General features: G+C 32.3%; 12 protein-coding genes and 1 pseudogene. 7 read left to right on the forward strand and 6 right to left on the reverse strand.

The genetic code is table 11. From position 1 onward, the window contains the following. Window positions 1-72: 72 nt before the first annotated feature. The gene (gene dnaE, locus N5E64_RS01310) at window positions 73-4,473 is read right to left on the reverse strand and encodes a DNA polymerase III subunit alpha (protein ID WP_280035360.1); all 4,401 of its coding nucleotides are present in this window, start codon (window positions 4,471-4,473) and stop codon (window positions 73-75) included. A gap of 102 nt (window positions 4,474-4,575) precedes the next feature. Here dnaE and N5E64_RS01315 point away from each other — a divergent pair, with 102 nt between their 5' ends. Then, on the forward strand, window positions 4,576-5,100 hold the full coding sequence (locus N5E64_RS01315) for an NADPH-dependent FMN reductase (RefSeq protein WP_115001941.1): 525 nt from the start codon (window positions 4,576-4,578) through the stop codon (window positions 5,098-5,100). A 270-nt stretch (window positions 5,101-5,370) separates the two neighbouring features. Further along, on the forward strand, window positions 5,371-5,874 hold the full coding sequence (locus N5E64_RS01320) for a hypothetical protein (RefSeq protein WP_280035362.1): 504 nt from the start codon (window positions 5,371-5,373) through the stop codon (window positions 5,872-5,874). 15 nt (window positions 5,875-5,889) lie between these two features. On the opposite strand, the gene N5E64_RS01325 is transcribed toward N5E64_RS01320, so the two are convergent. Together N5E64_RS01325 and N5E64_RS01330 are read right to left on the reverse strand one after the other, a co-directional pair. After that, a complete protein-coding gene (locus tag N5E64_RS01325) occupies window positions 5,890-6,258 on the reverse strand; it encodes a MerR family transcriptional regulator (RefSeq protein ID WP_038331000.1) in 369 nt (122 codons plus the stop codon). A 9-nt stretch (window positions 6,259-6,267) separates the two neighbouring features. Then, window positions 6,268-7,218 carry a M23 family metallopeptidase gene (locus tag N5E64_RS01330; RefSeq protein ID WP_038330999.1) on the reverse strand — a complete coding sequence of 317 codons (951 nt, stop codon included), beginning with the start codon at window positions 7,216-7,218 and terminating at the stop codon, window positions 6,268-6,270. Window positions 7,219-7,317: 99 nt separating this feature from the next. Here N5E64_RS01330 and alaS point away from each other — a divergent pair, with 99 nt between their 5' ends. The 3 genes and pseudogenes from alaS to N5E64_RS01345 all read left to right on the forward strand — a co-directional run bounded on the left by alaS (window position 7,318) and on the right by N5E64_RS01345 (window position 11,438). Further along, window positions 7,318-9,927, forward strand: a complete 2,610-nt coding sequence (gene alaS, locus N5E64_RS01335; protein WP_280035363.1) for an alanine--tRNA ligase — start codon at window positions 7,318-7,320, stop codon at window positions 9,925-9,927. Between the two features lie 103 nt (window positions 9,928-10,030). Then, window positions 10,031-10,941: pseudogene (locus N5E64_RS01340) on the forward strand (DMT family transporter). A 56-nt stretch (window positions 10,942-10,997) separates the two neighbouring features. After that, complete coding sequence (locus N5E64_RS01345; protein ID WP_038330995.1) at window positions 10,998-11,438, forward strand: DUF805 domain-containing protein; 441 nt, start codon at window positions 10,998-11,000, stop codon at window positions 11,436-11,438. A 15-nt stretch (window positions 11,439-11,453) separates the two neighbouring features. On the opposite strand, the gene N5E64_RS01350 is transcribed toward N5E64_RS01345, so the two are convergent. Then, window positions 11,454-11,981, reverse strand: coding sequence for a hypothetical protein (locus tag N5E64_RS01350; RefSeq protein WP_038330992.1), 528 nt, complete (start codon window positions 11,979-11,981; stop codon window positions 11,454-11,456). A 173-nt stretch (window positions 11,982-12,154) separates the two neighbouring features. Here N5E64_RS01350 and N5E64_RS01355 point away from each other — a divergent pair, with 173 nt between their 5' ends. Then, entirely contained in the window at window positions 12,155-12,571 is a 417-nt protein-coding gene (locus N5E64_RS01355) for a nucleoside-diphosphate kinase (RefSeq protein ID WP_038330990.1), read from the forward strand. Between the two features lie 100 nt (window positions 12,572-12,671). Next, window positions 12,672-13,130 (forward strand): copper resistance protein NlpE N-terminal domain-containing protein, encoded by a 459-nt coding sequence (locus N5E64_RS01360; RefSeq protein WP_280035366.1) that lies wholly within the window; start codon window positions 12,672-12,674, stop codon window positions 13,128-13,130. Between the two features lie 99 nt (window positions 13,131-13,229). Here the strand turns inward: N5E64_RS01360 and N5E64_RS01365 are convergent, their stop codons facing one another. Together N5E64_RS01365 and ribH are read right to left on the reverse strand one after the other, a co-directional pair. Beyond that, window positions 13,230-13,970 carry an acyl-[acyl-carrier-protein] thioesterase gene (locus N5E64_RS01365; protein ID WP_280035367.1) on the reverse strand — a complete coding sequence of 247 codons (741 nt, stop codon included), beginning with the start codon at window positions 13,968-13,970 and terminating at the stop codon, window positions 13,230-13,232. 30 nt (window positions 13,971-14,000) lie between these two features. Continuing rightward, complete coding sequence (gene ribH, locus N5E64_RS01370) at window positions 14,001-14,498, reverse strand: 6,7-dimethyl-8-ribityllumazine synthase (protein ID WP_125349547.1); 498 nt, start codon at window positions 14,496-14,498, stop codon at window positions 14,001-14,003. Window positions 14,499-14,529: the final 31 nt, after the last annotated feature.

Raw genomic sequence — 14,529 nt, forward strand, 5'->3', positions numbered from 1 at the left:
CTACATAAAATTTTATTCTTGAAAAATTTCGTTCATATTATCTATCAATTATTGAATAGATGAAACGAATAATTAATTCAGTTTGAATGTAATTTCCTGCAATTCATCTAATTCTTTCAACAAATCTCGACAAATGTTAATTTTGATTTTACTTGCTGGTAAATCTAAATTATTCAAATAATCTTTTGGATCAATTAATTGAATTTTTAATAATTTATCTCCTTGATATTTGAACATAATATCTGATAATTTGCTAAATGTTTCTTCCGAAAATTCTGGAACTTCAATCTTCACCGTCATTTTTTCGGCTTGTTTTTCAACAATTTCATTCAACAACAAAATATTTGTGATGTTTTTATACACACGACCTTGCGTTACATTTCCTTCTTTGTCTTTGAATTCTTTTTTCGAGATATTCAATTTCAAATTCAAGAACATATTTTCCTGCATAAAGTGTCTATATTTCATATAATCGCTACCAAAAACCATGATATCCATCGAATCGGTGTAATCACTAAACGTAAAAATACCAAATTCGTTTCCATTTTTGGCAATTCTATGTTGAATATTTGACATCATTCCACAAATCGAAACTTCTTTGTTAACAAAATTATCTTCATTCGCATTGATATCAGAAATACTACAATTTGAAGCCATTTTCAACTCATGTTTGAAATCATCCAAAGGATGCGAAGAAATATAAATTCCAACAACTTCTTTCTCTTTCGACAAACGTTGTAACATATTCCATTTCTCACAATCTGGCAACATCGGAACCACATCTTCTACAACAGAATCACCACCAAAATCGCCAAATAAAGAGGTTTGAGCAGAGTTTTTTTGCTCTTGAAAATTTGCTCCGTATTTGATTAGTTTTTCCAAATTAGTTGTCGTATTATCGATAAAAAAATAACGTCCACGATGAAATTCAAACGAATCAAAACCTCCAGCTAAAACTAAGTTTTCGATTGTTTTTTTGTTCACTGTTCGCAATTCGACACGTTTAACAAAGTCGTATATATCTTTGAACGGACCATTTGCTTCACGTTCAGAAATTATCGAGTTTACTGCGGCTTGCCCAACACCTTTTACAGCTCCCATTCCAAAACGAATTTCATAATTTTCGTTTACGTTAAACTTCGTAATCGATTCATTGATATCTGGACCAAGAACCGCCAATCCCATTCGCTTACACTCTTCCATAAAGAAGGTCACTTGCTTGATATCATTCATATTATTTGAAAGAACAGCCGCCATATATTCTGCTGGATAATGTGCTTTCAGATAAGCTGTTTGATACGCTACCCATGCATAACACGTCGAGTGCGATTTATTGAAGGCATAGGATGCAAAGGCTTCCCAGTCTGTCCAAACTTTTTCTAAAATCTTAGGATCATGCCCTTTTTCTGAAGCTTGCGCAACAAATTTTGGTTTCATTTTATCCAAGACAGCTTTTTGCTTTTTCCCCATTGCTTTACGCAAAACGTCGGCATCACCTTTCGAGAAACCTGCTAATTTTTGCGAAAGCAACATTACTTGCTCCTGATAAACCGTAATTCCGTAGGTTTCTGATAAATATTCTTCCATCGCATCCAAATCGTACTGAATTGGTTCTTCACCATTTTTACGGCGAACAAACGACGGAATATATTCGATAGGCCCAGGACGATAAAGGGCATTCATGGCAATTAAATCCGCGAAAACTGTCGGACGTAAATCCTTCATGTATTTTTGCATTCCGGGTGACTCGTATTGGAAAACCCCAACCGTTTCGCCACGCTGGAAAAGCTCATATGTTTTTTCGTCGTCAATCGGAATTTCATCCGGATTGATTTCGATTCCTGTTCTCGCTTTTACTAATTTGATGGTATCTTTAATCAAGGTTAAGGTTTTCAACCCCAAAAAGTCCATCTTCAATAATCCGGCACTTTCTGCAACCGAGTTATCAAACTGCGTTACATATAAATCTGAATCTTTAGCTGTTGTTACAGGTACGAAATTCGTAATATCATCTGGCGTAATAATTACCCCACACGCGTGAATTCCCGTGTTACGAACAGAACCTTCTAAGATTTTTGCTTGCTGAATAGTTTCCGCAGCTAAATCGTCTCCATTCGATAAACGTTTTAATTCGCTTACAGCATCAAACTCTTCTGGTTTTAAGGCTCCTTTTAATGCAGCTTCATCTAAATTGAAGATTTTAGATAACTTCATATTCGGAATCAAACCTGCAACACGGTTCGCATCAAACAATGGTAAATCCAATACACGCGCCGTATCTTTAATCGAAGATTTCGCCGCCATTGTACCATAAGTGATGATTTGCGCTACTTGATTTGCTCCATATTTATCAATCACATAATCCATTACCAACGATCGACCTTCGTCATCAAAGTCGATATCGATATCGGGCATAGATACACGATCAGGATTTAGGAATCGCTCAAAAAGTAAATCGTACTGAATTGGATCTAAATTGGTAATCCATAAACAATAAGCAACTGCTGATCCTGCCGCCGAACCACGACCTGGACCAACCGATACGCCCATTTTACGCGCCGCAGCAATAAAATCTTGTACAATCAAGAAATAACCAGGATAACCTGTTTTTTCAATTGTGGCTAATTCGAAATCCAAACGTTCTTTAATTTCGTCTGTCAATTCTGGATAACGAATTTTTGCACCTTCGTAGGTTAAATGTTTTAAATAAGCATTCTCACCTCTTTTCCCTCCATCTTCATCATCTTCTGCGTGATGAAATTCTTCGGGAATATCAAATTTTGGAAGTAATACATCTCGATAAAGCGTGTATTCTTCTATTTTATCAACAATTTCTTGAATATTAATAATTGCTTCGGGAATGTCTTGAAACAATTGTTTCATTTCTGCTTCCGACTTAAAATAATATTCTTGATTTGGCAAACCAAAACGGAATCCACGACCACGACCAATCGGTGTAGATTGCTTTTCTGCATCGCGCACACACAATAAAATATCATGTGCATTCGAATCGTCTTGATTGATATAATACGTATTATTTGTCGCCACAACTTTTACATTGTGTTTTCGCGCAAATGCAAGCAAAGTCTGATTAACACGATCTTCATCTTCTTGTCCGTGACGCATCAATTCGATGTAAAAATCATCGCCAAATTGCTCTTTCCACCACAGTAAGGCTTCTTCGGCTTGCTTTTCACCAAGATTCAAAATTTTATTTGGAACTTCACCTTGTAAATTTCCAGATAAAACAATCAAATCTTCTTTATATTCTTCGATAATCGATTTATCAATTCGAGGCACATAGTAAAAACCATCTGTATACGCCTTCGACGCCATTTTTGCTAAATGATGATAACCATTTTTGTTCTTTGCAAAAACAACAATTTGATAACCATTATCTTTTTTAGATTTGTCTAAATGATTCTCACACACAAAAAATTCTGAACCAATAATTGGCGTAATCAATACTTCCGTTGGTTCTTTTCCTTCTTCAATTAATTCTGCATTCTTTTCTTTTGCTGCTTTGTTGTGATTCTGAACTGCCGCATTAAAATGGAATGCACACATCATATTTCCATGATCGGTAATCGCAACTGCAGGCATTTTATTTTTTGCTGCAGCGCTCACCAAATCACTTACAGAAATGGTTGATTGTAAAATTGAGAATTGTGTGTGATTATGTAAATGTGCAAATTTTGCTTTTTCAAACTGTGCTAAAACTTCTTCCGAAATTTCAACTACCTCATCATCTCCTCCTTCTTTGGCTTTTATTTTCGCAATTTCTTGTGAAGCTTTTTTAAGATTGACGTGATTTAGTCCAACTGGCTGAATATTTGTCTGATTAATTTCATTAAATCGAACAAAATAATCATCCTCAACTTCTAACTCGTTTTTTGTAAAAATACCTTTACGAATCAACTCGAAAAAACAACGCGTAGTTGCCTCCACATCGGCAGTTGCGTTATGCGCTTCGCCAAACGAAACACCAAAAAGATATTGATGCAATTCCGTTAACGTTGGTAATTTGTAACGACCTCCACGACCTCCAGGAAGTTTCAATAACTCAGCAGTCACCTCGGTACAGGTATCCAAAACAGGTTTTTCGGCTAAATTATTTTCATAATTCAGACGATAAAATTCGGCTCCCATAATGTTAATATCGAAACCTAAATTTTGTCCAACAATAAATTTAGCTTTACCTAAAGCTTCGTTGAATTTATCTAAAACTTCTTTTAATGGAACACCTTTTTCGGTTGCTAAATCAGTTGAAATTCCGTGAATACGTTCAGAATCATACGGAATATCAAAACCATCTGGACGCACCAAATAATCTTGATGTTCAATAATTTGCCCCATTTCATCGTGCAATTGCCAAGCGATTTGTATACAACGCGGCCAGTTGTCGGAGTCAGAAATCGGCGCATTCCAATCTTTCGGAAGACCAGTTGTCTCTGTATCGTATATTAAGTACATTGAGTTTTCGTTTGAATCTGTAAATTTACGAAATCTTAGCAGAAGATTTTCTTAAGATAAGTTAAGAATAATTATCTATTTTAGATGTTCAAATCAACGAAAATGAAAAATATTTTCATCATTAATGGAAGCACAAGCGAAAATTCATCTAATCAAAAAATCATAGAAAATTTTATTTCTTCTACATCTCAATATTTCAAATGTACTGTTTTTGATGAATTAAAAACTCTTCCTCATTTTGATCCAGAACGTTCTATCGAAAATACGCCGCAAGAAATACTTGGTTTTAGAACTGAAATAGAAAAAGCTGATGGAATAATTATTTGTACGCCCGAATATATTTTTAGTATTCCGAGTGGATTAAAAAATGTATTAGAATGGTGCGTTTCTACAACTATTTTTGATGGAAAACCTTTAGGAATTATCACTGCGTCTGCAAATGGAGAAAAAGGACATGAAGAATTGCAATTGATAATGAAAACGTTGATGACAAACTTCAATAATGAAACAACTTTACTCATTCAAGGTGTTAAAGGAAAAGTAAATTCGGAAGGAAAAATTATTGATAAAGTAACTTTACAACAATTGGAAGAGTTCATCGTAGCTTATAACCAACTATTAACCTAAAATATGTTTTACGTTTATACTATTGCAATACCACTTTTGATTATTTTGACTTTTTATTTCGTTGAACGAAAAATATTCAAAATAAATAACCTTCTCATTTTAGTTTTTTTATTCTGGCTTTACTTGATTAGCTTATTTTTTTTACAATATTTTAAAATTTTAAATGATTTTTGGAGTTTATACTCCATTTTACTCTTCTTACTTCCAATCACTATTATTGTATTAATTATAAAAATTGTAATGATTATTCTAAATAATTTTAAAAAATAAATGAAACAAAAACTAATCTATATACTTTATTGGTCAGCAATATTTACGGTTTCAATATCAATGTTTGTGTATGGAATTGTAAAACCTACTCAATTCACAAATATGGATAACAGCATTAATAATCATCTTTCTGAAGGTCATCGATTGATGTGGAATTTTTATAGTTTTACCAAAGGGTATCCAATAATCATCGGAATTTTTGAAGTGATTGGTGCAATCACATTACTTTTTAGAAGGACAAGAATTTTTGCATGCTTGTTATTAACTACAATTTTAATCAATATTATTCTACAAGATTATTTCTATAAAATTGTTGCGCTAAATTCTTCTATTTTTTATCAAGTTTTAGTCTTTGTTATCTTAATTATTGACAAAGAAAGAGTGATTGAAATTTTTTCGAAACTATTTGAATTAAAAACTAAACTAAAACCAAACTGGATTCTAATCATTATAAGTTTTATACTTGCAATTGGCTTTAAATTTATTGAAACAAAAGTTTTATAACCAAAAAAGATGAACTTAATTCAGTTCATCTTTTTCTAAAATTTCTTCCGACTCAAAACTCATTTTAAGTTTGATGAGTTCATCTTTTATATTTTCTAATCGCTTCACAACATCTATTTCATCTGTTGTTGTCGCAATTCCTTTTTTACCAATCGCTTGTTTTGCGCCTTCTAACGTATAGCCTTTTATTTTGACCAAATAATAGATATTCTTGAAACAATCAATATCATTTTTGGTAAATAATCGATTTCCTTTTTTGTTCTTTTTGGGTTGAATAATTTCAAATTCTTTTTCCCAAAATCGAATCAACGATGCATTTACATCAAAGGCTTTGGCGACTTCGCCAATCGAGTAATATAGTTTATCAGGCAGGTCTACGTTCATTATCAGCGTTTAATCCAAAGATAATGACAATTTTTTAGAGTTTTGATAAATTTTAATGAAATCGTCTGGATCTACATCATTGTAGAAATACATAATTGGATCTACAGGTTCTCCATTCTTGTGAATTTCGTAATGCAAATGCGCTCCTGTCGACAATCCAGTCGTCCCAACATAACCAATTACATCACCTCTTTTCACTTTTTGTCCACTACGAACTTTCGCACGAGACATGTGAGCATACAAACTTTCGTAACCATTTCCGTGTTTCAAGACCACCATATTTCCGTAACCCGAATTAAATTCAGAAACTTTTACAGAACCATCTCCAGTTGCATAAATTGGTGTTCCTGTAGAAGCTGCAAAATCTAAACCTTTGTGCATTTTATTCACTTTCAAAATTGGGTGAAAACGAGATCCATAACCAGAAGCTAATCTACTTACATATTTATCTGCAACAGGTTTTAGAACTGGCATTGATGATAAATTGGCATCTTTTACACCAGCAGAACGAAATACTTCGTCCAACGATTTTGATTCAATTTCAATTTTATCAATCAATTTTTCGATATCTTCTGCTGTATAATTATCAATTTCTTTGTTTACAGAATCGATATTTTCATTGACACGCATATCATAAATTGTACGATAAATATTGCGATCTTTTTCTTCGATTTCTGTCAAAGCTTCTTCAACTTCTTTGAATTTTTTATGTAATTGCTGATTTTCATTTTCCATTCTTTCCAACTCAGCTAATAATTTGCTTTTGTCGTCTTTGAATTTCCCTGCTCTCGATGCGTATTCAGAATCATTAAAATGATAACCAATCATTCCAGCAGATATTGTCGATAGACATAAAAATAGTAATACGTATAATGCTGTTTTAGGAGTTTTTTGGACTCTTTTCTTCGCCCAACTCATTAAAAATTTCACAGAATTATACTTATAGTTTTTATTTTCCATTACTTAACCAACCTTTTATTATCTTTGTAAAACGTTTGCAAAGTAACGAATATTGTACGAGTAAACTTGTTAATCAAATGATAAAAATAATTTAATTAAATGAAATCCAAAGATATAAGAAAAGAATTTCTGCATTTTTTTGAGACAAAAGGCCACTTAATAGTAGACTCTGCGCCGATTGTTTTGAAAGACGATCCGACATTAATGTTCAATAATTCGGGGATGGCACAATTCAAAGAATATTTTTTAGGAAACGGAACTCCAAAAAGTAATCGTATCGCGGATACACAAAAATGTCTTCGTGTTTCTGGTAAACATAATGATTTGGATGATGTAGGAAAAGATACTTACCACCACACGATGTTCGAAATGTTAGGAAACTGGTCTTTTGGTGATTATTTCAAAAAAGAAGCAATCGCTTGGGCGTGGGAATTACTAACAGAAAAATACGGAATCTCTAAAGATCAAATTTATGTAACCGTTTTTGAAGGTGATAAAGGTGACGGAACATCATTAGATGAAGAAGCATTAGAACTTTGGAAACAACATATTGCTGAAGATAGAATTCTTTACGGAAATAAAAAAGATAATTTCTGGGAAATGGGTGATATCGGACCATGTGGACCATGTTCTGAAATTCATGTTGATATTCGTCCAGAAGCTGATCGTTTAGCTGTTGATGGTAAAACATTGGTTAATATGGATCATCCACAAGTTATCGAAATTTGGAACTTGGTATTTATGCAATATCAACGTAAAGCGGATGGTTCTTTAGAATCTTTACCGGCTCGCCATATCGATACAGGTATGGGATTTGAGCGTTTGGCAATGGTTTTACAAGGAAAATCATCTAACTATGATACAGATGTTTTTCAACCAACAATTCAAAAATTAGAAGAAATTTCTGGTGTAAAATACGGAACAGCAGAAAAAACAGATATCGCTATTCGTGTTGTAGTTGACCATTTACGTGCAGTTTCTTTTGCAATTGCAGACGGACAATTACCATCAAACACAGGAGCAGGATATGTAATTCGTCGTATTTTACGTCGTGCAATTTCTTACGGATATCGTTTCTTAGGTCTTAAAGAACCTTTTATCTATAAATTATATCCAATCTTGAAAGCTGAAATGGGTGATTTCTTCCCAGAATTAGTGAAACAAGAAACAATTGTAACTGGCGTTATTCGCGAAGAAGAAGCATCTTTCTTACGTACAATTGAACAAGGATTAAATCGATTAAATCAAATCATTGAGCAATTAGGAGATTCTAAAGTTGTTCCTGGTGATGTGGTTTTCGAATTATATGACACATTTGGTTTCCCCGCAGATTTATCTCGTATTGTAGCAGAAGATCACGGTTTCACAATTGACGAAGCTGGTTTTGAAGCTGAAATGGCGAAACAAAAAGAACGTTCGAAAAAAGCAACTGCTTTAGTAACGGATGACTGGGTTATTTTAGATGATAAAGGAAAGGAAACCTCTATCGCTTATGATAACACAGAAGCTGAAGTAAAAATTACACGTTACAGAAAAGTAAAAAATAAAAAAGGAGAATTTTTCCAATTGGTATTCAACCAAACGCCATTCTATGCAGAATCTGGAGGACAAATTGGTGATACAGGATCTATTTCTACTTTGAATGAAACAATAGAAGTTGTTGATACGAAAAAAGAAAACAACTTAGTAATTCATTTTGTTGAAACTTTACCAGAAAATGTAAACGCTACATTCAATGCAAAAGTTGATACAGAAAAACGTAATGAGACAACGAAAAATCACTCTGCAACACACTTAATGCACGAAGCTTTACGCGAAGTTTTAGGAACGCACGTAGAACAAAAAGGTTCGTATGTTGGAGACGATTATTTACGTTTTGACTTTTCTCATTTCTCTAAAATGACAGATGAAGAATTGGCTATTGTTGAGCAAAAAGTAAACGATAAAATTGCAGAAGCTTTACCATTAATCGAAAAAAGAGATTGTGATATCAACGAAGCTATTGCTGATGGAGCTATGGCTCTATTTGGTGAAAAATATGGTGATAAAGTTCGTGTCATTCGTTTCGGATCTTCAATCGAATTATGTGGTGGTACGCACGTAAAAAACACAGCAGATATTCGTTTGTTCAGAATTTTATCTGAATCTTCTACTGCTGCTGGTATTCGTCGTATCGAAGCAATTACATCAAACAAAGCAATCGAAGCATACAAAGATGCTGAGAAAAATTACAATGATGTTTTAGCTGCACTTAAAACGAAAAATGATGCGGTAAAAGCGGTTCAACATTTATTAGATGAAAATGCAGAATTGAAAAAGCAATTAGAGTCTTTTGTTGCGCAACAAGCTGCTGCTGAGAAAGCGACTTGGAAAGCTGCGATTAAAGAGATTAATGGTGTTAATTTCTTAGCGGTTAAAACGAATTTAGATACAAATGCCGCAAAACAAAATGCAATTGATTTAACAAAAGAAATCGAAAATGCATTTATCGTTGTTGGTACGAATGATGCCGTAAAACCATCGATTACAATTTCTATCGCAAAAAACCTTGTAGATGAAAAAGGTTATAACGCAGGACAAATTGTAAAAGAAATCGCGAAGCACATCAATGGCGGCGGTGGTGGACAAGCTTTCTTAGCTACAGCAGGTGGTAAAGAGGTTTCTGGATTAGATGCTGCACTAAAACAAGCAGAGGATTTTGTTAAATAATAAATCTCTATTATAATACTTTAAAAGCGACTTGGTTTATCAAGTCGCTTTTTTTTTATTTTTATAATTCTATTTTAGAATTAACACTTTTAACTTTTTTATCTTGAAAGAGATCAAATTATTGATTGCCGTTAGTATAGTTGCAATTGTTTGGGGAACAACTTTCCTCGGAATTCGTATAGCTGTAGAAACTATTCCTAGTTGGTTTGTTGCTGAAATTCGTCAATTTTTGGCAGGACTAATTATGCTAATTATTTTACTATCTAAAAAGGAATTAAAATAGATTGTCTGGAAAAACCTTTCTTATCAACTTATCTCGCTTCATTAATGCTGATAATGGCAAATGGATTAACTACTGCTGCAGAAGAAAACTTATCGAGTATTTTAGCTGCATTAATTAGTGCAACCTCACCTATTCTCGTTTTTTTAGGAAGTATTTTTATTGGCTTACAAAAATTCAGTTAGCGTGGATTATTAGGTGTTTTACTTTATTTTGGGGGTGGAATATTTATTTTTTGGTAGGGAAATCAAGAATTAGCAAATCTAGCATATAGAACTGGAATTATTTTACTTTTTTGTGCAATTACAGGTTGGGCAACAGGAACTATTTTCATTAAAAAAATGAATATTCAATCCAAAAATATTTCTCTCAATCTTTTTTACCAATTTATATTTGCTGGAATTGTTTAAATTATTTTTGCTTTCGCTTTTACAAAAAATTATAATTTCGAAAATTGGAGTACAAAAAGTATTTCTGCCATGCTTTATTTAGCTGTTTTTGGTTCTGTGATTACGTTTTTTTCATTTCATTATGCGTTGACCAAAATTTCTCCAATACAAGTTTCTATTCTTTCTTATTTCAATACGATTATTGCAATAATTTTGGGTTGGTTAATATTAGACGAACAAATTTCATCAAAGTTTATCGTCGCTACTATTCTAATTATTCTTGGTGTTTTTATTATTAATTATAAGCCAGAAATGTTCAAAACTAAACGTTTAAAAGCAGATTAAGAGTTACGTAATAAAATTTATTTTAATATTTTTAACATAATTTAACAACTTAATCTATGATTGAAATATACAAACGAGTAATGTTTGACAATTACGCCAATTTCTCGGGAAGAGCCCGCAGAAGCGAATATTGGTATTATACATTATGTAATGTTATCATTTCATTTGTAATGTATATTCTAGTTATTATCTCTGTAGCTATTGGAAGCGACGGAGAAAGTCCTGGAATTTTATTTTACTTAATTTATGGAATTTTAATGTTGTATGCATTAGCAACTTTTATCCCTTCTTTAGCAGTTGTTGTAAGACGATTACACGACACAGGAAAAAGTGGTTGGTATTATTTAATTGGTTTAATTCCTCTTGTGGGAGCTATTTTATTAATAATAGCATTAGTTACAGATAGCCAACCAGGTTCTAATCAATGGGGACCAAACCCAAAAGAAACTGATGATTCTATCAACGAAATAGGAAACGATTTAATCGAAAGATATTAAAATTAAAAAGCGAGATTAATTCTCGCTTTTTAATTGGATTAATTTTATCCATTGTTTTAGATTATATCGTCTAAAAATCCCCAAATAACGTTGATTAAAAGAGTTCACCCAAATCGAATTGTCTTCACAATAAATTACAACTGTTTCGATATAATCTCGTCTTCGATAATTATATTTATAAAAAATATTTCGTTCCGAATATTCAAAAAGAAACAAACCTTGTTCATCCAACGATTCGGTAAAATTAAGTTGTCGCTGAGCTAATTCTTTGATTAAATTAATATTCTCACTTAACGATTTTGATGTTTTAATTTCTACAAAAAATCTATCATTAATTGTCGTTATTATTCGGATTCCAAAAATTACAATCATTGAAATAAAAATAATATTGATTTCACTTGATGCATAAGCGAAAAACAAAATAAGTAAAAACATTAAACCTAAATCTAAATAATTCCAAATTTCGAAAGGCAGAAAATATTTATCACCAACCTTTTTGAGTTTCGTTTTATGATGAAATGTGGAAAGATTATTTGTGTTCATAACTTTGGATTTACTTTAAAAATAAGAAATATTATCGAATTGGAATAATCTTAAATGAATAATAATTGATGTATTTTATTAAAACAAGAAATTTTAATCATAAAACACAAACATTCGAATCATTTTTGTAATTTTGCACCTCAAAAATTAAGTAATAAATACAATTCAATAAAATGGCAAACATTACATTCACAATGATTAAGCCTGATGCAGTTGCAAAAGGACACATCGGAGATATTTTAAAAGACATTACTGACGCTGGTTTCAAAATTAAAGCGGCTAAAATGACTCAATTAGCAAAACAAGATGCTGAAGCATTTTACGCTATCCACGCAGAGCGTCCTTTCTTCAAGGATTTAGTAGAATTCATGACTTCTGGACCAATCGTTGCTGCAGTTTTAGAAAAAGACAACGCAGTTGCTGATTTCCGTACTTTAATCGGTGCTACTAACCCAGCTGAGGCTGCAGAAGGTACAATCCGTGCTAAATATGCTGAATCTATCGATGCTAACGCTGTTCACGGTTCTGATTCTGACGAAAATGCTGCTATTGAAGCTGCTTTCCACTTTGCTGCGAAAGAAATTTTCTAATCGAATAAGATTACAAAACATTATATAAATCCTTCTGAAAATATTCGGAAGGATTTTTTTTGGCTCAAAATTTACTTACCTTTAAATCAAATTCTAAAAAATGAAAAAAATAATTTTAGCCACATTTACAATCGCAGCTTTTGTTGTGTCAAGTTGTAAAAGCGAAACAGAACCTATAAAAAATGAAGTAGAAAATGTAGAAGATTCAGTAAAAGTTGAAGCAAAAACTGCCGAAGAATCTATTCAATACGAAGGAGCTTACAAAGGAATTTTGCCTTGTTATGAGAAAGATTGCAAAGAGGTTGAAATGGAAATAAAATTATTACCAAACAAAGGATATGTCTATTCTACAAAACGTTTGGGGTTAGATAAAATGGCTATTATGACAACTGGAACTTTTCAGTTTAAAGAAGATGGAAATACAATTGTTTTTCCTGAAATTGCCAATGTTCCGAATGCTTTTTTGGTTGAAGAAGGAAAAATTACTCAGTTAAATAAAAATCAGAAGAAAATAGAGTCGGCCGATTCTGCTAAATTTGTTTTGACAAAAGAAAAATAGATAAAAAAGGTTTCGATATGAAACCTTTTTTTATTGTAATAATTTTAGATTTTTCATTGCGCTAATGCTACATTCAGAATGACATTTCTTCAAATAACTTTACCTCAACTCCAATCGACAAACGAAGTTTACTTTTTCTTGATTAACAATTTTAAACTGAATTAAATGTTCAGTTTCTAATTTCTGAATTTCTATTTTGTCATGTAAACTTAATTCTTTCAAGAAATTCATATCAATCGCTTTGATACGATGTTTTAATATGATTTCAGGATCAATAGTATTCAAGCACCAATCCAAATATTTGGTATTATTTGCGTGTTTTACGATATCTAAATCAGAAAACTGAACTTTATATTGAATAACTTCTGTTGGTTCAAAATCGATGTTTAAAATCGAATTCTCGACTTCCGTTGGTTTCAGATCAGGAAAACGTTCAATGTGAGATGAATCAATTTGAAGAATATCAGGACGACGTTTTTCTGTATTGAAAACCGCCCACAAACTTGAAGCTCCAATTAATTTTTTTCCATTTTTCTCGATTGTAAAATCACGAATAGATTTTGCACCTTTCAATACTTCAATCCAAGTTTTTACATCAACAAAATCTGTCCAAGAAGGTAATTCATCAATCTCAATTCGAAGTCGATTCATTACCCAAGATTGATTAAATTCTTGTAAATCAAAGAAACCTAAACCTCCTTTTATCGCGTGTTCTGAAGCAGTTAATTGAAAAAGATTTGCCATTTCAGACAATTTCATCTTACCTGTCGGATCACATTGAGAAAAATAAATCTCCCAATTTTTCGTATAAATTGATTTAAAATCTTCTGCTATTGGCATCGATAAAGTTTTGAATCTATCATTCTAAAATTATTTACCTAATTTCTTTTTCATATCCGCCATCATAACCGCAGCTACACCAGCTTCAACTCCTTTATTTCCATGTTTTCCGCCAGAACGATCAATTGATTGCTGTTCATTTTCGTCTGTTAAAACACAAAAAATAATTGGCATATTGTGTTTGATATTCAAATCTTTTACACCTTGCGTCACACCTTGACAAACATAATCAAAATGCGCTGTTGCTCCACGAATCACACATCCAACAACGATAATTCCGTCCAAATCTGGATGAGTTTGCGCAACTTTATCAGCTCCATAAATCAACTCAAAACTACCAGGAACTTCATATAAAGTAACATCATCAGGATTTGCGCCCAAATCAATCAATGTATCTTTTGCTCCATCTCGCAAATTAAATGTGATATGATTATTCCATTCAGATGTAATGATTGCAAACTTAGAGCCCGCTACATTTGGTAATTCTGCTTTATTATATTGAGATAAATTTTTATTTTCTGTTGCCATTTTGTTTAAAATTTGAATGGTAAAATTACAA

It is taken from the genome of Empedobacter sp. GD03739 (genome assembly GCF_029843245.1).
Taxonomy (GTDB): domain Bacteria; phylum Bacteroidota; class Bacteroidia; order Flavobacteriales; family Weeksellaceae; genus Empedobacter; species Empedobacter falsenii_B.